Annotated in this window: 11 protein-coding genes and 2 tRNA genes; 5 read left to right on the forward strand and 8 right to left on the reverse strand. The window is 59.4% G+C overall.

The window, feature by feature from the left end; translation table 11 throughout:
- Positions 1 to 180 precede the first annotated feature (180 nt).
- Both PLU72_04910 and pckA read left to right on the forward strand, forming a co-directional pair.
- A complete protein-coding gene (locus tag PLU72_04910) occupies positions 181 to 5,451 on the forward strand; it encodes a hypothetical protein (protein HOT27508.1) in 5,271 nt (1,756 codons plus the stop codon).
- Positions 5,452 to 5,610: 159 nt separating this feature from the next.
- Entirely contained in the window at positions 5,611 to 7,221 is a 1,611-nt protein-coding gene (gene pckA, locus PLU72_04915; protein ID HOT27509.1) for a phosphoenolpyruvate carboxykinase (ATP), read from the forward strand.
- Positions 7,222 to 7,303: 82 nt separating this feature from the next.
- Here the strand turns inward: pckA and clpX are convergent, their stop codons facing one another.
- A complete protein-coding gene (clpX, locus tag PLU72_04920; GenBank protein HOT27510.1) occupies positions 7,304 to 8,629 on the reverse strand; it encodes an ATP-dependent Clp protease ATP-binding subunit ClpX in 1,326 nt (441 codons plus the stop codon).
- A gap of 256 nt (positions 8,630 to 8,885) precedes the next feature.
- On the opposite strand from clpX, the gene PLU72_04925 reads away from it, so the two are divergent.
- Positions 8,886 to 9,710, forward strand: a complete 825-nt coding sequence (locus tag PLU72_04925) for a cyclic nucleotide-binding domain-containing protein (protein ID HOT27511.1) — start codon at positions 8,886 to 8,888, stop codon at positions 9,708 to 9,710.
- Between the two features lie 276 nt (positions 9,711 to 9,986).
- On the opposite strand, the gene PLU72_04930 is transcribed toward PLU72_04925, so the two are convergent.
- The 6 genes from PLU72_04930 to PLU72_04955 form a co-directional block, all read right to left on the reverse strand.
- Positions 9,987 to 11,624 (reverse strand): M36 family metallopeptidase, encoded by a 1,638-nt coding sequence (locus PLU72_04930; protein ID HOT27512.1) that lies wholly within the window; start codon positions 11,622 to 11,624, stop codon positions 9,987 to 9,989.
- 236 nt (positions 11,625 to 11,860) lie between these two features.
- Positions 11,861 to 11,933 (reverse strand) — tRNA-Glu (locus PLU72_04935).
- A gap of 22 nt (positions 11,934 to 11,955) precedes the next feature.
- Positions 11,956 to 12,028 (reverse strand) — tRNA-Ile (locus PLU72_04940).
- 45 nt (positions 12,029 to 12,073) lie between these two features.
- Positions 12,074 to 13,285, reverse strand: coding sequence for an RNA polymerase sigma factor RpoD (rpoD, locus tag PLU72_04945; protein HOT27513.1), 1,212 nt, complete (start codon positions 13,283 to 13,285; stop codon positions 12,074 to 12,076).
- 10 nt (positions 13,286 to 13,295) lie between these two features.
- Positions 13,296 to 15,083: a DNA primase gene (dnaG, locus tag PLU72_04950; protein HOT27514.1), complete on the reverse strand. Its 1,788-nt coding sequence runs from the start codon at positions 15,081 to 15,083 to the stop codon at positions 13,296 to 13,298.
- A 92-nt stretch (positions 15,084 to 15,175) separates the two neighbouring features.
- Entirely contained in the window at positions 15,176 to 18,160 is a 2,985-nt protein-coding gene (locus tag PLU72_04955) for a SpoIIE family protein phosphatase (protein HOT27515.1), read from the reverse strand.
- 185 nt (positions 18,161 to 18,345) lie between these two features.
- On the opposite strand from PLU72_04955, the gene PLU72_04960 reads away from it, so the two are divergent.
- The gene (locus PLU72_04960; protein HOT27516.1) at positions 18,346 to 19,374 is read left to right on the forward strand and encodes a hypothetical protein; all 1,029 of its coding nucleotides are present in this window, start codon (positions 18,346 to 18,348) and stop codon (positions 19,372 to 19,374) included.
- A gap of 4 nt (positions 19,375 to 19,378) precedes the next feature.
- Positions 19,379 to 20,818, forward strand: coding sequence for a HEAT repeat domain-containing protein (locus PLU72_04965; GenBank protein HOT27517.1), 1,440 nt, complete (start codon positions 19,379 to 19,381; stop codon positions 20,816 to 20,818).
- A 216-nt stretch (positions 20,819 to 21,034) separates the two neighbouring features.
- Here PLU72_04965 and PLU72_04970 read toward each other — a convergent pair whose 3' ends face one another.
- The gene (locus PLU72_04970) at positions 21,035 to 23,710 is read right to left on the reverse strand and encodes a hypothetical protein (GenBank protein ID HOT27518.1); all 2,676 of its coding nucleotides are present in this window, start codon (positions 23,708 to 23,710) and stop codon (positions 21,035 to 21,037) included.
- Positions 23,711 to 23,732: the final 22 nt, after the last annotated feature.

Genomic DNA, 23,732 nt, shown 5'->3' on the forward strand with positions numbered 1-23,732 from the left:
CTCCAGCAGCAGTTTTTTTCAGGAATGTACCGATCCCGTCAAAGCATAACAAAGAGCCTCTCTGCGGGCAACCATCATCGCCGAATGCAGAGCCGTTCGAGCCGTTCCGTTGACATTCGCCGCCCGGGGCATTTAGCATGACAGGAGAAAACACCAGACCCGAACAGGGAGGATCGACGCATGTCCGTCAGGCTGTTTCGCGCTGTACCCATTCTTCTGGCCGCCGTTCTGGGACTTCTCGCAACATGGACCGGGGGCCTGTCGGCCGAGCCTCAGGCACCGGTGTTTGCGAACACCGCTTCCGCGCCTGCCGGTCTGATCTCCGAGCGCATCCGCTATATTCCGTTCACAGATTTCCAGCAACTCATGGAACGGAATCCGCGGTTCATGCTCCTTCCCCGGGAAGCCTACGACAGGCTGAAAGATGCCAAGGATGCCTTCCTAGCACGCCATCCCGCGAGCCCCCTCCCCCTGCTCGATCTCGACTTCATCTTCGGGGGCGCCGAGTATCGCGTCACGGTCCGCAACCGCGTCGCCGCAGTCGAGGGCCGCCTCTGGTTCGAGATGCCCAATCCGAGATGGGCACTCCTGTCGCTCACCGGCGGCGATCTCGGATTCGAGTGGGTCAGGCTCGACGGCCGCCCGGTCGGGATCGTCCCGACCTCCTTCGGCGGTATCCAGGACGGCGCGGCGCCGCGCGGTCAGGTCGAGTTGCTTCAGAAGCGATACAACGATGCCGCGCGCGGTGTCAGAACGCAGACAGCGCGCCAGGCGAACCGGAGATCGCCGCAGAACAGCGACTTCATGCTCGCCGTGAAAGGCCCGGACAGGCATGAGGTCAGCTTCCGGTTCCTGTGTCCCCAGGTCGACGACCCCGAGCGGAATGAAGTCACGTTCCGCATCCCGCGAGTTCCCACCAACCGGATCGAGGTCTTCCTCGACCAGACCGACCAGTTCGGCGAGATCGACCGCGCCGAAGGAATCGACCAGCGGAACGTCGGTGAGGGAACCTGGTTTTCCGGCATTCTCGGCCCCACCGACCGCTGCACCATCCGCTGGGCGCCGCGCACATCCCCCGCTCCCGGCCAGGAACCGGAAGAAGCCGCACAGACGGCATCCGCGCCGTCTCCCGCGCCGCAGCGGCCGGAGGAACCGGCCAGGCTCCTCGCCGAAACGCTGGTCCTCCACTCGATCGGCGAAGGGTTCGTTCGCTCGGAAACCCGACTGAACCTGAACATCACCCGTTCTGCCGCCGAGCAGGCCGTGATCCTGATTCCATCCGGCACCGAGATCCTCGACGTCCGGAGCGAACGCCTGGCCGGGCACGAAATCGAGACAGGCAGCGAGACCAGACTGATCTGTCGCTTCACATCGCGCATCAAGGGGCCGGTTTCCATCGAACTCACATCGGAAACGCGGATGACGGACGTCGCCCAGCTCCTCTCGCTCCCCGTCATGAAGGTGCTCGGCGCCGAACGCGACCAGGGCCATATCGGTATCGAAGCCCGCACCTCGATCGAAATTCGCAAGACCGACTCGCTTGCCGACCTGCCCAAAGTGACGTCCGTCGACGTCACCGATCTGCCGGCCGAGCTGTCCGGGCTGGCCAACCGGCCGATCCTGCTCGCGTTTCGGTATCTCGAACCACCGCTGGATCCGCCGCTGCAACTCGACGTCGTCCGTCACGCCGACGTGCCGGTCCTGAACGCCGTCATCGACACGCTTGATGGCACGACGGTGTTCACGAGCGACGGCTCATCGGTTACCTGCCTCGACATGCGTCTCAAGAACAACGGCGAGCAGTATCTCTCGGCCCGCATCACGAGCGGCTCGGAAATTTTATCCACGGCTCTGGACGGCGCTCCGGTCACCGCGTCGACCCGCGGCTCGGACACGTGCCTGATTCCAATCGGAACTGCTCGCACGGCGACGTCGGGCAAAAACGGGTTCACGGTCAGGCTGGTCTACAAATCGCCCGCGCCCGTCAGCGGCCTGATCTACAAGCAGGTCTCGGCGCTGCCGACCCTGGATCTCGACGTCATGAGCCTTTCCTGGCGCGTGTATGCACCGGACCGGTATGACCTGATCGCCAGGCCGTCGAATCTGTCGTTCGCCGACCGCCCGATCCGGATCGCCCCGTTCGAAGCCGTCTCGGTTTTCTTCTCGGGCATCGCGTCATCCGAGGGGCTGATCTTCATCGTCGTCGTCCTGGTCCTCATCCTGATCTGGACGCGCATCAAACAAAGCGATGGCTTTTCCTGGAGAGGCGCCTTCGAAATATTCGTTGTCGTATGCATCATATTCCTCCTCGCCAGCGTTTCCGGCCCGATGATCGGCAGCATCACCGATCAGGGCTACTCCTCGATGCAGAGAGCCAAAATGTTTTCGCAGATCAATGAGATCAGCCCATCCGCCGTTTCCCCCGGCGACGAGGAAGTGCAGGAAGACACCGAATACGCTCCCTCCCGCAAGGATATGAAATCGGAGATGACCGACAAGCGCCTCGAACGAAAGACCGATTCGATGGAGGCACTCGGCCTGAAAGGCCCCATGATGAAAGGCGGCGCGAGACCCGGCCAGGCGCGCCGCGCGCCGGGGCGCGACGTCGGCGCTCTTCCCGTGGACATGAAGATCCCGACGGGCGGAAAGTCCGTGGTCGTCTTCCGGAACCATCTGCCGGCCGGCCAGGCTGCGAAGTTCAAGGGCATCATCTTCTGGGAGCCGATTCGCACCGGCCTCAAGGCGATCATGGGTATCGCCGGCCTGCTGTTCGCCCTTCCCATCTGGCTGTCGGCGCAGCGGCGTAGCCCCGCCATCGCCGGACTGTTCGCCGTCACGCTCATCATCGCGGTCGCCGTCGTGGAACACCTGATGCCGAAGCTCCAGATCGCGGCATGGATCGCGTTTTTCCTCGTCCTCGCCCTCCTGATGATCGCGCGAAAATTGTTTGCCGTGCGTTCCGGTGATTCGCAGGGGAACGTCGTCGTCACGGGCGTTGCGCTCCTTTTCCTCCTGTCCGGCATCTCGCCGGCGATGTCGGCCGAACCGCCCGCCGCGGATCCCCGCGTCGAACGAATCCTCGATCTGTATGTTCCCTACTCCCAGCTTGGCGACCGTCTGCCCCGTGACAGCGGCTTCGTCGCGCTCTCCCTCGACGAATACAACTATCTGCGCGACATCGGCATTCCCGACCCCGACCCGTCCCGATGGTATCCGCCGCTGGGGGTGACATTCGTCAACGCGTCGTATACGGCGCGGGTGACGAAGGACCGCGTCGATATCTCGCTGAAATTCGAAGTCGTGCTGTCCGGAAAAGGCTTCAAGCAACTCGAGTTCCCGACGGAGGGGGTGGGCGTCAAATCCGTCACGATCGACGGCGTTCCGGCGCTTCTGGCGCCCGAAACACAGCAGTCCGGCCCCCAGCACACGGATCTCGTGCCCCGCCAGCAGTTGCAAAACGACATCGCGATGGTGCAAACCGCGATCCAGCAGGCGACGGTGCAACAAGTTCAGAACGTTTCCCCGCTCGCGTTCCGCGAGAAGCGGCCGGTTATCCTGACGGACCGGGAAGGCCCGGTCCTTATCGAAGCCGAACTGGTCAAGGATCTGACCTCCAAAACGCAGACGAATGCCCCTGTCGACGGCTTCCAGCTGCCGGTTCCCGTTTACGGCCCGGCCGTTCTGAACCTCGTCATCGACCGCCCGAACCAGGCCGTCGAAATCAAGCCCGGCGTGATTACCCGAACCGCCGACGCCGTCGGTACGACCATGGTGACGGCCGTTCTGCAACCCGCTCCCGCGATCTCCGTCGAGTGGCGTGACAAGGCGGTTGCGTCCGACCAGCAGCAGAAACCTCCGTCGGAACCGGTTCCCGCCGCTCCCGGGATCGCCCGGGTCGCCGTCGATCACGAAGTTCTTTTCACGGTTTCGGAAGGCGTCATCGCGGCGAATGACGTGGTTCGCCTCCAGATCGACCAGCACCCTGCCGGGGAATTTCTGTTCGAGATTCCTGCCGGAGCCGACGTGATCGAGGTGAACGGGGCCGATATCGCGAGCTGGAGCTGCGTTCCAACGTCCGACGGCAAGCAGGAGCTACGCGTTCAGCTCAACGCGCGGCGGATGAACCAGGTCGAACTGAGAATCTCGATGGAGCGCCAGACGCCGGCAATCAACGGCTCGTTTCCGCTCGATCTTCCACGGCTTCGAAGCGCGGGCGCCCGTTCCCGGATCGACCGCCAGAACGGATATTTCGGCGTCGAAGTCCGCGAGGGTCTCGAAGTGCGCGTCGAGCACTCTGCTGAAGCAACGGGAATCGACGCATCCGAACTTCCCGCATCGATGACCGGAAGCGCCCGCGGCTTCATGGCCCAGGCGTTCAAATACCAGAAGGACGCGACCGCCTCGATGACAGTGACGAAACATCGCAACCTCGAGGTCAGCACGGCCCAGATCGACGCCGCCGTCGCGAAAACGGTCATGAACGACGATGGCGAGGCCCTGACGCGGCTCGACCTGGTCGTGCGCAACAACAACAACCAGTTCCTCGTCCTCCGCTCGATGCCAGAACGGCTCAAAATCCTGGCTCTGGAGGTGAACGGCGAGGCAATGAAGCCCGGCCGTAGCAAGGACGGCGAGATCTACGTGCCCCTGATCCGTTCGCCGCGGACCGGCAAGACCTATACCCCGTTCGGCGTGACGATCTTCTTCTCGGAGAAACTCGGAAGACTGCACTGGAAAGGGCGTTTCGAACTGCATCTGCCGATGATGTCGCTCGACGTCAGCCAGATGAACTGGAAGCTCGACCTTCCGGCAGGACATTTCATGGCCCGCCTCGGCGGCGAGTTCCAGCACGGCTGGGAATCGATGCCCGAGCTCCCCGGGCAAGTGTATTCCGGCGCGATCGGCGGGAAGATGGCCTCGAACGTGATGTCCCAGATGATGCCGCGGAGCATGCCGGCCGTGAGCCCCGGAGCTCCGCGAAGTTCCGCCGGTCTGCTTCCGGTCATTCCGACGCTTCCCGAGGGGTCGGAGTGCCTTCTGTTCCACCGGAAGCTGATCACGACGGGAAGCCGCGCGCCTCGGCTCGTGATCTTCCATGCCCGCAAACCGATGGTCGATGGCGTTCTGCTGGCGATCGTGCTGTTCATCGGGCTCATCGCCAGTTCCGCCATTTTCGGCTTCGCCGGCGGACGTGCCGCTGCGGCCGTCTTCAAAACCGCGATCCTGGTACTGTGCGGGGCGGCCGCGCTGACCGGCGAGAGCATGTTCGCCCAAGACCTGCCCTGGTTCGATCGCATTCTCGATGCGTACATCCTCGGTGTCGAGGTCGGCTGCGCCTTCGCGTTCGCCTGGTGGCTTCTGATCCCGCCGAGACCGGCTGAAGAACAGCCGAAACCGAAGGCTGCCCCGACACCTCAGCCCGTCCAGCCGCCCCAGATACCGCAGGCGTGACCGCCCGCATCCACGCGGCCATCATTCCGGCTCCGGCATTCGCCGCGGGCCGGTTTCATTATTTGCCTTCATATACACCGAAGAGTTGCCCCCCGTCGCCCGGTGAGGTAGAATTGCCGAAAATGGGCGTCCCGCGCGGATGCCCGCGAGGAAAGGAGCATGAAGACGATGCCTGCGTCAGAATGCGTTACGTATCTCGGCCTGAACGGCCTCAAGCACGTGTATCGGAATCTTCCCCCGGCGGCCCTGATCGAAGAGGCCCTCGACCGCGGCGAAGGCGAGCTTGCCTCGAATGGGGCCCTCGTCGTCCGCACCGGAAACCCCTCCGGCCGGTCCCCGAACAACCGGTTCGTCGTGGAGACGCCCGAGCACAAGGATATCTGGTGGGGGGCCGTCAACAAACAGCTGTCGACGGACAACTGGAACCGCCTCATCACTCTCGCCCGCGGCTATCTTCAGAACCGCGACGCGTTCGTGTTCGACGGTTTCGCCGGCGCCGACCCGCGATATCGTCTCCAGGTGCGCGTCGTCACCGAACGCGCCTGGCACAACCTCTTTGCCCGCACCCTGTTCATCAGGCCCAAGGCCCAGGACAAGATCAACGACGTGCCTGATTTCACCGTCCTGAACGTCTGCGGCATGCACGCCCCGGATTTCAAGACGATGGGCCTGAACTCGGGCATCTTCATCGTCCTCAACTTCGCCGAGCGCATCATCCTGATCGGCGGCACCAACTACGCCGGCGAGATCAAGAAAAGTATATTTTCCGTTATGAATTACCTCCTGCCGAAACGCGGCGTCTTCCCGATGCACTGTTCGGCCAACGTCGGCCGCGAAGGCGACACGGCTCTGTTCTTCGGCCTCTCCGGAACCGGGAAGACCACCCTCTCCGCCGACCCTGCCCGCCAGCTCATCGGCGACGACGAGCACGGCTGGAGCGACAACGGCATTTTCAACTTCGAGGGCGGCTGTTACGCCAAGTGCATCAAGCTCTCGAAAGAGAACGAGCCCCAGATCTACGACGCCATACGGTTCGGATCGGTGCTCGAGAACGTGGTCATCGACGAGCAGCGCCGCCCCGATTACGACAACGGCTCGCTGACGGAAAACACCCGCGCGACCTATCCCGTCACCCACATCGACAACTGCGTCCTCGAGGGCGTGGGCGGCCATCCCCGCAACGTGTTCTTCCTCGCGGCCGATGCGTTCGGCGTCCTCCCCCCCATCGCGCGTCTCTCGCCCGAACAGGCGATGTATCATTTCCTGTCCGGCTACACGTCGAAGCTGGCCGGAACCGAAGCCGGCATCACCGAGCCCACGACCACCTTCTCGGCCTGTTTCGGGGCCCCGTTCCTCGTCCATCATCCGTTCACTTACGCCCAGATGCTCGGAGAGGCGATGAAGAAGCACGGCACCCGCATCTGGCTCGTGAACACCGGCTGGTCCGGCGGCGCCTACGGCGTCGGGAAGCGGATGAAGATCGCCTACACCCGCGCCCTGCTCACTGCCGCTCTCGACGGCTCGCTCGACAAGGTCGCGTTCGCGGCCGATCCGATCTTCGGCATCCAGGTCCCGCAGGAATGCCCCGGCGTCCCGACCGAGATCCTCACGCCGAAGAATGCCTGGGCCGACAAGGCGGCCTACGACCGCACCGCAGACGATCTCGCCCGCCGCTTCGCCGAAAATTTCCGCTCCTTCGAAGACCGCGCCTCTCCCGAAGTCGTCAAGGCCGGCCCGGCCGTCAAAAAGACCGCCGAGGCAACCAGGTAACGAGTATTCGCATAATTATTGAACCCCCCGGATCATCGTCCGGGGGGTTCTCGTATCGTTCCGGTCGTGCGCCGTTTTTCGGTCAGGCCGGGACGGCTTCGGCCCCTTCCGGCCTGACGGCCTGCTGTCGGGCGGCTTCAGGCTCGGGGGCCTGGTCGGAAAGTCTCTTCTGCTCCTCGATCAACATGCCGATCTGGCGCTCAACGTAGGCCTTGTCAATGACCAGCTTCGACCTGCCGTTCTCTCGGAGAGCGAACATGTCGTTCCGAAGGACTTTTTCGAAGACGGCTCGCAGCCCGCGGGCGCCGGTCTTGCGCGCCAGGGCCTCATCGACGATGCGTTCGAGGCCGTCGTCGGTGAACTCGAGTCTGCACCCATCCATCTCGCACAGCTTGGTGAACTGCCGTACGATGGCGTTCTTCGGCTCGCGAAGAATGCGCATGAAGTCGGCTCTTCCGAGACCGTCCAAGGCAACCCGCACGGGCAGGCGGCCGATGAACTCGGGAATGAACCCGAACTGGAGCAGGTCTTCCGTGTCGACCGCGTGAAACAGTTTGTGATCGGCGAGGTCTTTCGGACGCGGGTCGGCGTTGAAGCCGATCGCCGAATCATGGTGCAGGCGCTTGCCGATGATCTTTTCGAGACCGTTGAAAGCGCCGCCGCAGATGAAGAGGATGTGGCGGGTATCCATCTTCACGACCTGCTGGGACATAGGGTTCTTGCGGCCGGCCGTCAGCGGCACGTTCGCGACGGTCCCCTCGATGAGTTTCAGAAACGCCTGCTGAACGCCCTCCCCGGAGACGTCGCGAGAGATCGAGACGTTGTTCGAGGTCTTCGCCTTCTTGTCGATCTCGTCGAGATACACGATGCCGCGCTGAGCGTCGTCGACTTCGTAGTTCGCGTCGATAAGCAGCGAGAGCAGGACGTTCTCGACGTCGTCACCGACGTATCCCGCCTCGGTGTAGCTCGTGCAGTCGCCGATCGCGAAGGGCACTTTCAGGAGCTTGGAAAGCGTTCTCGCGAGGAGCGTCTTTCCGCTTCCGGTGGGTCCGACGAGGAGGATGTTCGATTTCTCAAACTCGACATCGGTCGAGTCGATCATCGAGAGGATCTTGTAGTGGTTGTAGACGGCCAGCGACAGCACCTTCTTCGCCGCATCCTGGCCGATGACGTATTCCGACAGGCCGTCGTAAATCTTCCGGGGGGTGTATTCCTTGAGGATCGCTTTCAGATCGACCTTGCCGGCCGTCGCGCCCTTTTTGACGGGGTCGCGGTCACTGGCGTTTTTCCGCTTGAAAATATCTTCCGCCGTTTCGACGCAGGTCTTGCACAAGAGCATCCCGTCGCGGTTCTGAACGAACTCCCCGCCGCGACGGAGATCCTTTCCGCAAAACACACAATAACTCATAGATGTTGCACTTCCTTCATCAAGGCCTTTTCCGGCCCTGTACCAAATTCATGATACCATATTTCCCCCTCTCCATAAAGTGCTGTTCGAACGGCGTGTATACACGATCGTCTCCGGATAATCCCGCGTTCCCGTGAATTTGTTTCCTTCAACGCTTCGAGGCATGTTACCCTGAATCGTCGGCATTTCGAATCATCCATCCAAGGCAAAGCACTCCGCACAGCTCATGAGAAACCGGCCGCGCAGGCGATCTTGAATGTTTACCTTCAACTACGGGAAAAAACTGTCTCTCAAGGCGAAGACGGTCATCTACGCAGAGCATGCTCCCGTTTCCCCGAACGACGAAACCGTCTTTTTCATCATCCAGGGGAAGGCGATGATTGCTCGCCGCACATCCGAAGGGTTTTTCCGCATGGGCATGGCGGAGAACATGCTCATGGGCCTGCAGGACTCGTTCGAGACCTCCACCCGTATCACGAGCGCGATCACGCTCGAGGATTCGGAGATCTACTCCTGGAAACCGAAAGATTTTTTCAAGAATATATCTGTAGATATTCTTCTCGCGCGTGCGGCGACGTTCTCTCTCTGCCGGGAACTCCGATTTCTGAACGAGAAACGTGAGCGCAGATTCTCGACAGGCGCCGACGAGACCGAGGGGAAATTCGAGGTGTCCGAGGACATGTCGACCGTCGGCGCCCTGTACGGCCTCGCCTTCCAGAAGGAGAACGAGGCCATTCCCGACGAAATCGTCGCGATGTTTGGAAAGGCGTTCGACGCCGGCGAAACGATCATCGCCGAGAACGATCTCACCGATGAGATCTATATCCTGTATGACGGACGCGTCGAAGTTTCGAAAGGCGGCACGCCCATTTGCACGATGGAAGCGGGTGAAATCTTCGGCGAGATGTCCCATTTCGAGAAAAAACCGAGGGCGGCCACCATCAGGGCGCAAATTCCCTCGAAAACGCTGAAACTCGAACCGAAGAACTTCAACGTGCTCTATCAACTCCGCCCCAGCTGGTCCGTCAACCTCCTCAAATCCCTGAGCCGTCGCATCACCGCCGCCTACTCACGCATGTAGGAACGAAAAGCCTCACGGCAGAAAACGCGAAGAAGTCTTTCCGGCATATCTCTCATCTGCAATGCGGCTGATCACGATCCGCCCCTGTGTCGTCATGTCGGTCCTCGACGTGCAGAAGGATCACAAGGTGTTCTGAACCGGCGGAATCTGCGTCATCTGCAGATTCCTTCTCTGCGTAACGGCGTCTCTCTGGCTCGTTGGCCTGCCTGCGGATGTAGCCCTGATGAAGAAAACACCGGAAGGCGGTTGCCTCCCGGTGTTTTTGATCAGGGACGATTATTCGCCGTGGACCTCGTTGAAGAGGCGGGCGCTCTCGAGCTGCTCGCCGGTGAGGACGGTCGGATCGCCGGCCTTGGTGACGCCGCGCTTGTTGAACACTTCGCGGAGCTTATCGGCATACTTGCCGCCGAAGATGTTCTTGTCGGCGGTGAAGATGGCGTTGGCGCCGTCGATGAACTTCGGGCTGCCGGCCTTCAGGTAGTAGAAGCTCTTGTGGATGAGCAGATCGGCGACTTCGGCGCCGAGGGCGTTGCGGATATCCCACAGGATGGCGCCCCAGATGCGGCCGTCGGCATGCACTTCGCCCTCGATGCTCTCGGGATAATGCATGTTATTGGTCAGGATGCGGAGATAGGGCTTGCCCATCTTGTTCATCGCATACTCGCCGACCTTGTCGTCGTTCGAGATCGTGCAGGCGAAGTAGTCGGCCTGGCCTTCGTTCATGGCGCCGGACTCGGCGCTGTAATTCAGGCGGACGATCTGGGCGATGTGGGCGTGCGAATACTCGTGATAAGCGACGCTTTCTTCCTTGGCGAGATCGTTCAGACGATTGCCGTCGCCGAAGGCCATGGCGTTTTCCATCGGGGAATAATAGGCATTGTCATACTTGTCGCCGACATGGACGGTGGCTTTGATGGCCCAGTCGAGCTTGTCGTAGCCCATCTTCTTGAAGAAGTCGTGGACGGTGTTGATGTAGTAATAGATATTGGCTTCGTCGAAGTGGGTGTTGTCCGGATCGTAGATGTGCTCGTCGTTCTCGTTGACCGAGCCGGCGGTATCTTCATTCACGGCCTTGCAGTAGAGACCTTCGAGGCCGTGGGTGAGCAGATTGTTCAGCGTCTCGACGGAGGCCGGTGCGGCGAGGGGATGGTTCACGAACACGTTGCCCTTGCCGGTGTGGGCCTCGGCGAACACCATCTGATTGACGCGGCTGATTTCCTTGCCGGTTTCGGCGTCGATCAGGACTTCCCAGTCGCCCAGAGGCTCGAGGGCGCCCATCTTCACGAGGTACGCCATGCGGCCGACGTTCTTCTCGGGATGCACGACCATTTCGGCCTTGGCGACGCCGCGGATCTTCTTGATGCCCAGCGAGCGCTTGGCGGCGGCCAGCGCATCCTGGCGGCTGATGGTGATCTGGTTGATGATTTCGTTAATGGTCGGGAAGGAGCCGTTCGCGAGCTGAACGCGATCATCCTTGCCGATATGGAGGGAGATTTCCGCTTCGTGAACCGGGACGCCGTCGAGGTTCATCTGGAAGGCGACGTGCGTGGCGCCGGCGGCTTCCTCGTTGCGGATCATCTTGAGCATGTTGTCGTCTTTGGTGACCGGAAGATTGAACAGCTTGGCATTGCGCTGGATATATCTGCGGGCAGCCAAAGCCTTGTCGCCGGAGAGCTTCTCGGAAAGGTCGCCGCGGAGACTGTTGAGGCGCTGACCATCTTCGGTCGCGACCAACAGGTCGACGTGCCGGATATCGGCATTGCGAGACGTGACCGCGCGGATCAGGTTCTCGGAAATGGAAACGGGTCCGCGGCGGGTCGGCTTCACGTTCGTCTGCGTGGGCGACACGTCAAAAGCGAACGCCGAAGCGGCACAAAAGAAGGACAGGGCGAAACAGGCTGTTAACCTCTTCATCAATACTCCCCTTTTCTCAAATTCGGACGAAGATACTCAATCCTAACATGAGGGTACAAAACCCGCAAGTCCCCGACAATGAGTTTTGTATTTCAATGCCATCGCAAGGCCAGTCGCACCTGCGTTCCCACGAACATTCTGGTGGGGAGACACAGACGTGCATCGCGCGATGCGCGCGATATGCCCACGAAGGAAAACCGCCATCGACGGACGATCGATGGCGGTTCATATAAGGGCGCCCCCAGAGGGATTCGAACCCTCGCCGCAGCCTTGAAAGGGCTGTGTCCTGGGCCGCTAGACGATGGGGGCTTAGGACATCATTCGGCAGGTGTGGGCCCAGCAGGAGTCGAACCTGCGACCAGCCGGTTATGAGCCGGCAGCTCTAACCACTGAGCTATAGGCCCTTGAAGCAGAAAGAGTATATCATATCCTTCCGCATCGCGCAAGCATCATTCCATGTAAAATTCTTTGAGTTTTTTCGAGCGACTCGGATGGCGAAGTTTCCGGAGAGCTTTCGCCTCGATCTGGCGGATGCGCTCGCGGGTGACGCCGAACTTCTGGCCGACTTCCTCGAGGGTTCTCTGCCAGCCGTCTTCGAGACCGAACCGGTATTTGATGACCTTCGACTCGCGCTCGGTCAGGGTCGAGAGAACGCGATTGATCTGCTCCTTGAGGATGTTGTTGAACGCGGTTTCGGCCGGCGGCAGGGCCGACTTGTCCTCGACGAAATCGCCGAGATGCGAGTCTTCCTCGCCATTGATCGGCGTTTCGAGCGAGATCGGGTCCATCGCCGTCTTCATGATGTTCTTGACCTTCTCGACCGGCAGGCCGACCTCGAGAGCGAGTTCCTCGACGGCCGGATCGCGGCCGAGCTTCTGGACCAGCTTGCGGCTCGCCTTGCGGAGCTTGTTGATCGTCTCGACCATATGGACCGGAATGCGGATCGTGCGCGCCTGATCGGCAATGGCGCGGGTAATGGCCTGACGGATCCACCAGATGGCATAGGTGGAGAATTTATAGCCCTTGCGATATTTGAACTTCTCGACCGCGCGTATCAGGCCCTGGTTGCCTTCCTGGATGAGGTCGAGAAAGAGGAGACCGCGCTTGGTGTATTTTTTCGCGACCGAGACGACGAGGCGCAGGTTCGCCTCGATCAGCTTCCGCTGGGCTTCCTGGTCGCCGTGCTCGATGCGCTTCGCGAGAGTGACTTCCTCCTGCATGGTGAGAAGCTTGATCTTGCCGATCTCGCGGAGGTATACGCGAACCGAGTCATCGATGTCGTCGAAGTCTTCCTGGGCCTCGACATAGTTCTCGTCCTTCTTTTCCTCCGGCATCCGGAGCTTTTCCTTGAGCTGGATCTCGTCGTCGTCGACCAGCTCGACGTTGGCTTCCATCAGCTCGGTGACGACGGTCTCGAACGCTTCGGTGTCGAGCCCGTCGGGCAGCGCGCTGTTGATTTCCTGGTAGCTCAGGTAGCCCTGCTTTTTGCCTTTTTCGATCAGCTCGGCGCGGATCGCTTCGAGCGATTTACCCGCCGGACCCGAGGTCGGGGCCGGCGCCGGCGCAGGCGCGACGGCTTCGACAGCCGCCTGGGCGGCCGTTTTTTTCGACTGTTTCGGCGATGCCTTGGGGGCGGCCTGTGTTGTTGACGAAGTCTTCATGTCTGTTTCCTTACAATCCAGCATTCCGCTGGTTGAGTGCCTCCATCTTGCGACGGAGCTCGAGTTGCTGCATGGTCAGCTCGGCAACCTCGCTCTCGCGGCCGTCCCGCTCGGCGGTGCGGATTCGCGCCAGAAGCTCTTCGATTTCACGCTTCAACCGGCTTTTCACGAGTCCGTACACGCATTCGAGAAACGGTTCCTCGGGCTTCTCCTCGAGTTCGATGAGAAGCTCGCTGAAACGAGAGGCGAGCTCAGAATCGTCGATCGCGGCAATGATGTCCGCCGGCCGCGACTTCCCGCCCGAGGCTTCCTGTAAACGGCATATTGCCGTGAATATCTGTTGAAGCCGGGTATCGGTGAAGTCGGCCGGCGCAAGCATGGCTCGCGTGCGTTCCAGCTCTTCGGGATGTTCTATCAGGTGCTTGAGCACCCACTCCTGCCGCCGCACCATCCCGTCGGTCACCGGCCGGGCGCGAACGGGCGTTCCCGCTCCCCCTTCCGGCTTGACGAACGTGCGGTTCGCGAACTGGATTTCAAGCGCTCCCGGGTCGGTGTCGATCAGCCGTGCAATTGTCCTTATGACTTCGCTACGCGCAACAGGGCTGTGAATCGCCGGGACGAGATCCTTGAATTCGCGAACCAGCCGCTCTTTGACCGCGATTTCGAGCGGCGGCTTCATTCCACGGGTCTTTGTTTCCACGAGGAAGGTGTAGATGTCCCTCGCGGCAACGATGCGATCGACGAACCGCTCGGCGCCCTCGCGGCGCACGAAGCTGTCGGGATCGTCTTTCGGGTCTTCGAAGGAGATGACTTTCGCCGTCAGAGGCGTGTCGCGCTGCAGGGAGATCGCTCGCACCGTCGCCCGCTGGCCCGCTTCATCGGCATCGTAAGAGAAGTAGACGTTTTCGCAGTTACGAGCCAGGAGGGCGACCTGGTCGGCGGTGATGGCCGTTCCGAGGGTTGCGACGACGTTCGTGATGCCCGCCTGCACGAGACTGATCACGTCTAGATAGCCCTCGACCACGATCGCGGAGTTGCTGCGGCGGATCGGCTGAAGCGCATCGCGGAAGTTGAACAGCATCTTCCGCTTGTTGAACAGGTCGGTTTCGGGGCTATTGAGATATTTCGGCTCTTCCCCCTTGCCCATCACCCGGCCGCCGAACCCGACGATCCTGCCGTGAGCGTCGGCGATCGGGATGATCAGGCGATGCCGGAACGTATCGTAGTGGCCGCTTCCGGTCGAGCGTTGCTTGACCAGGCCGGCCCGGTCGAGAAGCTGGACGCGCTCGGCGTTTTTTCCCAGGGCGAGGGCCAGGGCGTCCCAGGTGTCGGGGGCATAGCCGAGACGGAATCTTGACGCCGTCTCGGGGGTGATGCCGCGCTGCTTCAGATACTCGCGGGCGATCTTTCCGCCGACCTGCTGAAGCTGGGCGGTGTAAAACTTCGCCGCCTCGTCGAGAATCTGGTACACACGGGCTTTCTTCTCGTATTCGGGGTCTTTTTCGATCGGAATGGCAACACCGGCGCGCCGCGCAAGCTGCCGGATCGCCTCGGGGAACGTCAGGTGCTCGGCCTCCATCAGAAACCGGAACACGTCACCGCCTTTCGAACATCCGAAACAGTGAAAGATTTGCTTGTCAGGAACAACGTAAAAGCTGGGGGTCTTTTCCTGGTGGAACGGACACAGCCCCTTGTAGGTTCGCCCGGTATGGGTGAGGCGTACATACTCGCCCACGAACTGGACGATATCGATCCGTCCACGTACCTCGGCGATGACTGCGTCATTGATCAAGGCCACGCCGCGAGCAATCCCTGCCTTTCAAGGGGCTGCGATCCACCCCTGTAAAACTTGACCGGAATTGTTCATGATACCAGCGATTCGGAGTGGTGTCAACCGTTTCTTCGCCGGATCACGAGCAGGGTGACGTCGTCCTCGATCATCCTGCTGCCGATCAGGCTTTTCACGCGACGCAGGATATCGGCATGAAGTGCTTCGGCCGTCCGTGCCGATGCACAAGCTTCCCCTGCGATACGTCGCAGACGGGAGTATCCGATAACGACGTTCCCCGAGTCTTTCGCTTCGACGATCCCGTCGGTGTAGAGAATAAGGCTGTCGCCGGGATTCATGGTAATGGACACGCTTTCGAAAGCCCCGTTTTTTCTCGCACCCAGAGGGAACGCCGGTTTTTCGATCTCGCTCGTCTCGCCGCTCGCGAATCGATGGAGGAACGGGAAGCAGTGGCCTGCGTTGACGAGTTCGACATTGTTCAACTGCGTATCGAGCACCGCATAGATCAGGCTCATCAACCGCTTCTTCTTGACCGTCTCGAACACCATCCGGTTCAGCCGGTCCATGGCCTCGACGGCACGGACGGACTCGCCCGGCCCGAGCATGGCGACGCCGCTCTTGGCCATGGCCATCAACAGAGCCGCGGGCACGCCGTGCCCCGTGACATCACCGATGATGGTGACGAGATGGCGGTCCCCGACGGTGAAACTGTCGAAGTAATCGCCGCCCAGGTCGGTCATGGAATCGGTCGCGCCGTACAATTCGTATTCCCCCTGGGCGACCGGCATTTTCGGGAAGAGAGTCTCCTGAACGATCTTTCCGACATGCATTTCCTCGAGGTTCGCGATGACGCGATTGAACGTCGTGCCAAGATCGCCGAATTCGTCGCTCCCGAGCGGAGGAACCTGGTGTGAAAATTCGCGGCGCTCGATCGCCGTGACTCCTGCTGCAAGCTGATTGATAGGCCACAGAAAGTGCCGCGACAGGAGAAGGCCGATGAAAAAGGCGAAGCATCCGCTCACCAGGGCGACCAGTCCGATTTTCACGCTGTTGTTCCTGATGACCGCGTCGATCAACCGTCGCGGATACATCGTAATGAGTATAAAATCCGGCATTTTTTTCAACGGTGAAGCGACGACGAGATACGGCTGACCGCCGATGTTTTCGACGGAAGCATGCTGCGTTTCGGTCGCTTGGACCTTTTCCGCCATTTCCTTGACGAAAGGATACTTGGTGTAATCGCGCGGATAGACGGAGTAGCCGTCACCTCGCGAAGCCATTGCCAGCCTGACGGGCGCAACGTTTTCCGAACGGAGCTGATTCTGCCGGACAATGTTTCTGAGATATTTCCGTGCGTATTCACGCGTCCGGTGAACGATCAGCAAAAGATTCGCCGGGCGTTTTTCCCCTTCGCCCCAAACGAATGTCGAATACATGAGGTTTCCGACATTCCCCAGCATGAACTCGATGATCTTGTCGTTCGCCTCGATGATGCTTCCGAACATTCTTTGCGAGCCCTTGCCCGACATGAACTCGGCGATACTGTCCGTAAAGCTCTCCACCATCACGTCGGACATGTTCGCACGCAGATCGTTATCGCTCTGGCCAAGTCTCGCAGCGAATATTTTCCGTGCGAGAGTGGGAATAAGCTTGCCGATCAAATCGCGGCCTCGCGGATTCATATCTTCCAAAAGCTGCATGTGCCCCTTGGAATCGACCATGAACATCTGCGAGAGAAGATCTGCGTCATTGAGACGGCGTGAAAGCGACCGGATGCGTCGAGAATCGCCGTTCCGGACGTAGGCAAGGCGCGAGATGCGTCTGTACAACTTTTCCAGCGAGCGGACGGCAGCCATGAAGCTTTCGTCGATATTCTCCGTGAGGCCTGACAACTGAGACACCCGCTCCTGGACCATGACCTGGTTGCGGTCGAGCATATATTGATATCCGAGAAGCAGGAGGGCCGTGACGGGAATCGCCGTGGCATACAGGAACAGCCCGACGAGTTTGTGCCGTATCGAGATCGAAACCATGTCATCCGCGACATGCACCCGCCAGGACCAGTATCCGGCAACCAGAAGAATCATGACCGACAGGATGTTGATCATGATGCCGACGTGACGTTCGAGCCCGTGTTCGAACCGTTTCATGCCGGCCACAACGCGGCCGGCATCGAGCGCGACGATCGCCGTGAGGCATTCGTTGTCCTGGTCCTGTCGCTGGTAGGTGTTGCGAAGCCCGACGACCCTGCGCAGGATCTCCTGGCTCCGCAGCCCGGTGCGACGGGCCAGGGTTCTGACCGCGTGGCTCTCCTCGGGGCGTTCGATATCGATGAGGGCATATCCCTCGCCAGGCGCCGCCTCACCGTTGAACCTGCGAAGAAGCTGTTTCAGCGCGAAATCCCGAGGGATGTCCCGTTCCTCGAAGAACGCAACGATGCCGCCCCTGTATTCGTCGAGGGCCTCATCACCGGCTCTGTTGGTTTGCCTGCCTCCATGCCGGCCTTGCGCTTCGGTGTAGAAGGTATTCCAATAGAAGTAGCCGGGTCGGCCCATGATCTGTGTCGAAACGAGGCTACCCTTCTGGTAGACGACGTCGGAGGGATCGATATTTCCGAGCATCGACTGGAACAGCGAGCGATTCTTCACGATCAGATCGCTTTTCCCGTGGAGTTCCGGCTCGACAAGGCCAGCATAGATGCGTTTCATTGCACTTCGCATCTCAATTTTCCTGCCGGGAACCGGAATGACTTCTCCCCCGGAATCGAAGAAGTGCGCGGTCACAAAGCCAAGGTTCGCCCTCCGAAGCGCGGATGCGGAGCTTGCGACGGCGTTGCCGGAAAAATCGTCCTCCAGGAGAAGCCCGTAGAGTTCGTTCAGTTGCCGCTGAATGTAATAGAGGTCGCCGCCTTCGCGTTTGAGACGGAACAGGTTCTGCTCGAGGCGCCCGAGGTGCGCTCTGCCGAGACGGTTTTTCTCCTGGGCGGCGACGAACGCCTCGCCGAGTCTGATCAGTCCGATCGGGAGCCCCGCGAAAAAGAGCACGGCGAGAAAGAAGGCAAGCCAGCTTCCGTCCTTCGACACCACTCCGGCACCTTTCTCCATGCGAAAAATTATACCAGACCTTGTGTTTGAAAACATGAGGCGGCGATCAGGGGCGGGACCATCCGATGTCTTCCGCCGGAAGAGACAATCCCGGATGGTAGAACTCCGTTCTGGGGATATGGTAGGATGCGTTCGTACTACACTCGCTTGTCGATGAGGAGTCACCGATGGAAAACAGAGGATGGCGGAATCTTCTCGTTGCCGTGTTGTTCGTTTCATGCGGCAGCGCTATGTTCGCGGCCGTTTCGAACCCCGAGGCTCTCAAGCTGTATCAGCAGGCCGAAGAGGCTTTCAAGAACAAGGATATCGAGAACGCCAGCAACTTGATGTTCGAGGTGCTGAAGAAGGAGCCGGACAACGCTGTATATAGATATATCTATGCAAAAATGCTCCTTCAGAAGAAGGATTACCTGGCGTCGAAGGAGAATCTTGACATCGTCGCCCGCTCGCGCCCATCGAAAGAGAAGGACGGCGATTACAACGAGAAGCTGAAGAATTTCAAGAAGAAGATCAAGGACCTTCAGGAGGAATTCAGCAAGGAAGGCGAGAACAAGTTTTCCATCTATCTGAAGAACCAGAACAGCCCCGAAAAGATCAAGCTCGCCGTCACTCTTTACCAGGCGTTCAGACTCGATCCTCCGCTCCGGTACAAGAATTACGACGAGCTGAAAAAGGCCACCGAGATCTACGAACAGGCGCTTCAGAAGTCGTTTTCGGGCCAGGAGTGGCAGAAGACCCCGATGCTCCAGCTCGCATTCCTGTACGAGATCGCGAACAAGAAGGACAAGGCCGCAGAAGTCTACATGCGCGCCCTCGACTACGTCAGCGACCCGAACGAGGAGTACGTCATCACGCACAAGTTCGATTACCTGAACCGGTCGAACAAGGAGAAGCTCCTCGACACAATCGAAGCCGGCGACTTTTCCCAGAAAGACCTCGAGGAGCTGATGGGCAGCAGTTCAGAAAAAATCACCCAGGAAGAGAAGCAGAAGGTCGAGGACATGATCGCAGAGGCCCGTGCGAAGCTTCAGAACGCCACATCCGACGAGGAACGAGAACAGGTTCTCGAAGAGATCAAGGCGAGCATCATCGAGAAGCAGAAGAAAGGCGAGCTGCCCGGTCAGGGCAAGCTCGAGGAAAAGCTCAAAAAAGAAGGGAAGACGATGGAGGATTATATGAAGGAAAAGGGGCTCTGACGAGATGCGAAACCAACTTACGATCGGGTTGTGCGTGTTTCTTGCCTTATCCTCGTATCAGGCCGGTGCCCAGATGTCGTCGAGCGGAAAAATCAGCCCGACCCTTGTGAAGGTGAAGGAGTTTCTTCGCGCAAAGCAGGCCGACAAGGCCGTCGCCCTCCTCCAGGAGGAACTGAAGAAACAGCCCGGCAATGCGCAGTATCTCTATGCCCTCGGGTATACATACGAAATCAATCGGCAGCCGCAAAACGCTCTCGAGGCATTCAAACAGGCCTATCGGCTGAACCCGGAATTTCCGGGGCTTTCCGTGCGGATCCGCAAGCTCGAGGCATCGATCGAAGCCGCCCGGGCGCCCGCGGTCGACGAGAGCACGCTCACGGAAGCGCAGAAGAAGGCGCGCAGCCTGTTCCGGGAAGCCCTGAAGGAAAAAGGCCTCGGGAATTTCGACAAGGCGTTCGCCCTGTTCGCCGACTGCGTTGAGCTCGACATCGGGTATCTGGGCGGGAACGACGAGGGCATTATCGTCACGGCGCTGAACCATTACGAGTCAAAACTGGAAGCCGGGAAAGACCCTTCGGCGGCGCTTTTTTACAACATCTACCGGTTCTTCCGCGGCGATCGCGACATCGCCGAGAAGGAACTTGGCGAGTTCCTCGCCGCGAAGCCCGCTCCCGAGCTCGCCGCCGTCGCCGAGAAATGGCTTGGAATAATCCGCAACCAGCAGACCATGGAAAAGGACCTGGTCATTTCCTATCTCGCCGAAAAGAAGCGAAAACTCGACGAACAGGCAGAACACCAGAAGAAACCGGCTCCCCCAACGCCGGCCGTCGCCTCCGCAACGCTCACACAGGATCAAAAGCCGGCCGTGGACAAGACCTCTCCTCAAATCACGTTTTCCGCCTCCCAGGAAATCACGCTTCCCGGCGTGGGCACGCTCTCGGATGAGTTCAGGAAAGACCCCAGATTCGTCCGCGCCCTCGCGGACATCGAAAATCCGGATCCGAAAGTCGCCGCCCGTGCCGCATACGATCTGGGAACATTTCGCAGGGCCACTCCCGAATCGCTCAACGCCCTCGTGACCGCCCTCCAGTCGCCCGACACCCGGGTGAAACTCATGTCGATCGAAGCTCTGAGAAAGATCGGGCCGGCCGCCGACCCGGCCGTGCCGGCCATCGTCTCCTGGATCGAGAGCGACACACGATGGATGAAGGTTCAGGGAATGGCGTGTATCGATGAAATTCTGACGCAGCCCCAAGTAACGGTTCCGTCGATCATCAAGTGCCTGGGCGATGCCAACAGAAATGTGGCACAGAACGCACGCCGTCTCCTTCTCAAATATGGCCAGGCGGCCCTCCCCATGCTCGAGGAGGCCCTCGAGGAACCAGGCGCCGTCTCAAAAAATGATATCCAGGAAATCATCACGACGATCAAGGGAAGTTATTGAGTCCTGCGGAATGAAAGCCACCCGTTCGCCCTGAGTCTGTCGAAGGGCGAAATGAGGAATCATCGGCAAGTGGCTGTTCGTGCTTCGACAAGCTCAGCACGAAGAGAGATACGAAGCTGGTTTTTGATATCCAGGACTCAATAGGAACAGAACGCTCCGCCCGGATGAAAAGCCCCTGCCTTTCGGCAGGGGCTTTTGTGAGATCAGTCAGAAGGATCAGTTTCTTTGCCGTTTCTCTTCCAGGGAGCGGATATTCAGATCGCTTCCGACGGCGTAGATTTTCAGAACCAGCTCGCGTTCCTTCCCGGCGAAATCCTTCGCTTTGACCGTGATGCTGTATTCCTTGCCGTCCGGGGTACCGCCGCTGACATTGGGGGCGCGGAACTGCCAGAACGGCGGATTCTGCATGAGGCCCTGCGGATCGTATGTGACATTCGACTCATTCGGGGGAGTATCCGCCGATGCCTTATTATCATCGCGGACGGTATAGGAGATCTTGTCCACACCAAAGCGGTCCGCTTCCGAGAATGTGTTGATGTTGTCCCAGGCCCGGATGTAGAAAACGAGGCGGGTATTGGCCTGACACACGAAGCCTTTTCCTGCGATGCCGTCGCCAGGATTGAGGGCACTGGCCCCACCCTTCTTTTCCTTGTCGATAAAGCGGTTATACAACGAACTATCGAACGCTTCGAATTTCAGTCCGTTCGTAATTTCCGTATTGTCAGCAGTGCCGTAGGGATTGGCCGTCTGATAGGCGCTGAAACTCGGGTTGGAATCAGCGATTTTCCCATCACCGCCTGCGTTCGTACCGAAGATATGGTACAGATTGTTACGGGTGTCGAATACGATCAGCTGGATTTCTGGCGGCGTGTTGTCGGCGCATTTGAGATACGCGTAACTCTGCCATGTATATCCCTCACTATCGACAGCGATATCTGAAGGGATGCTGTTTTCGAGCGGCGGGCTGTTATCGTATTCTGTTTTCAGTACCGTCGAAGGCTCGTCAGGAAGCACGACGCCGTTGTCCCAAACCTTGCCGGCAGAAGCTTTGACCGTCGCCGGATCGATGGCGCCAACCACGTCATCATAAGAAACCGATTTGAAGCCCGATGCATCTTCGGCAACCGCAAACACCTTCCAGAGTTTGGTCACGTCGGGCGAATCAGGGGCAGGGTAGTCCCATTCATGGGCTGAATACGCCGATGACTTGCCGGAGCCGTCATTCGCGAAATGCTGGGGCACCGGAACGTTGAATTGAGCCGAACCGGTGATGGTCCAGACGCCGCCGCCAAGCGTCGACTGACCGTCGGCGTTCAGCGTGACGAACGTGGGAGCGTCGGCGCTGACGGTGCCCGGCAACCAGACCCATTTCTGCTCGTAATACATGCCCTTCCACTTCGGATCTGTCGGCGTGGAGCTCGAATCGAAACCGATGAGACCGAGATTCATTTTGCTCGGCTGATCGAGATCGTTCACGCCCAGAATTCCTGATGGCTTGAAGGAATATACCGGATAGGACATAAACAACTTGATGGAATTCTTCATTCCAACGGAATCGTGCTTGATCGTTATTCCTGAGTCCCCTCGCTTGCCATGCAATCCGTCGGGAACGGGCAGATTCGCAAATGGGTCTGAACCGTAGACACTCAAGCTGAAGGGAACGGATACGGACGAGTCACCGGTATTATAAGGGGTATTCGCAGTAACCGCGAGCTTGGAAGTGATCGGGGGCTGAGTATTGTACACATGGAAAGCAGAGTAGCCGGCGGCGTTGCTGACTTTGTTCACAACGAGCTTGAGCCCGACGCTGCATTTCAGTGTTCTCACGCCACTCTCGGGGTCATCCGAATCGATATAGAAGCTGTCGAATACGTCATCTCCATTGGTATCCGAGGCGACCTCGACCCACAGATCCTCTTCCCAGGCCCAGAACAAATTCGTGATCTCGAAGCCAGCCGGGGGGCAGATGACCTTGACCTTGATCGGGCCGGAAGAGCCCAGCGTCGGCGTGGGGAATTTCACGGTAATTTCACCCGTCGAGTTGCCGACGCCGCCTTCTTTCGCGCCGTCCGGAAGAACCGGGAGAGCCTCGTCGCCGAGCCACACGTTCGGGCCGCCTTCGACGATATAGGCTTTGTAATCTTCATTCTTCAGGGTGGTCATACCGATGTTCAGATCTCCGATGAACAAACCCGAGGATCCCTGTTTGAACGTGGCTGTCTTCCGATAATTCTTGCCGTTTTTACTGTAAATCGGAGGAGTGAAGGTTTTCGGCGAAAAGATGTCCCAGTTATTCGGGAGAACGCTGTCAGTCTCTCCTTCGCTGACATTCAGATCATTTCCCGTAGGATCGCAGAGATTGGAAACGTGTGGATACGCCGACGCCTGGTGACCTTCGATGGACACGGTCGCATCGTTATCACCTTTCACGAAGCCCTGAATCAGAAGCTCGGACGGCTTCAGCCCGTTGTCCGGGAGGAACGTATTCTCCGGGGCAGTTTCGCCGGTCGCGCGTCCGAAGGCCTCACTGACGTCCTTGCGATTTCCCTGTACGGTGAAAAATTTCGCCATCGCCGAAAGCGGAAAAAATCCATGCCCGTCGGTGGCCGGAACCCTGTTCTCGAACCCGATATTGCCGTAATCGGGTTTCCATACGTAATCGTATTTTTTTTGGGCTTTCGATCCGTTGTGATCGTAGGGATCCCAGACGATATACATTTTGATTTCCTGGTTCGCAGGAACCAGGAAATAGTTCGTGCCGTCACCTTTGTTCACGATGCTGATACCGAGTTCTCCCATATCGTCTTTCGCCGGAATGACAGCGGCCGTTGGTTCAGCCGGCAATTCGCAGGCAACGACACTCCCTCCTGCAAGCATCAACAGCAGGCACACCCCAAGCCAAGGCCAGCTCCAT

It is taken from the genome of Candidatus Ozemobacteraceae bacterium, from assembly GCA_035373905.1.
Classification (GTDB): Bacteria; Muiribacteriota; Ozemobacteria; order Ozemobacterales; family Ozemobacteraceae; genus MWAR01.

Bases quoted from the DNA above. Each gene is read 5' to 3' on its own strand.
- PLU72_04965 (HOT27517.1), top strand. From the start codon at position 19,379: ATGCGAAACCAACTTACGATCGGGTTGTGCGTGTTTCTTGCCTTATCC.
- pckA (HOT27509.1), top strand. From the start codon at position 5,611: ATGAAGACGATGCCTGCGTCAGAATGCGTTACGTATCTCGGCCTGAAC.
- PLU72_04930 (HOT27512.1), bottom strand. From the start codon at position 11,624: ATGAAGAGGTTAACAGCCTGTTTCGCCCTGTCCTTCTTTTGTGCCGCT.
- PLU72_04910 (HOT27508.1), top strand. From the start codon at position 181: ATGTCCGTCAGGCTGTTTCGCGCTGTACCCATTCTTCTGGCCGCCGTT.
- PLU72_04960 (HOT27516.1), top strand. From the start codon at position 18,346: ATGGAAAACAGAGGATGGCGGAATCTTCTCGTTGCCGTGTTGTTCGTT.
- clpX (HOT27510.1), bottom strand. From the start codon at position 8,629: ATGAGTTATTGTGTGTTTTGCGGAAAGGATCTCCGTCGCGGCGGGGAG.
- rpoD (HOT27513.1), bottom strand. From the start codon at position 13,285: ATGAAGACTTCGTCAACAACACAGGCCGCCCCCAAGGCATCGCCGAAA.
- PLU72_04925 (HOT27511.1), top strand. From the start codon at position 8,886: ATGTTTACCTTCAACTACGGGAAAAAACTGTCTCTCAAGGCGAAGACG.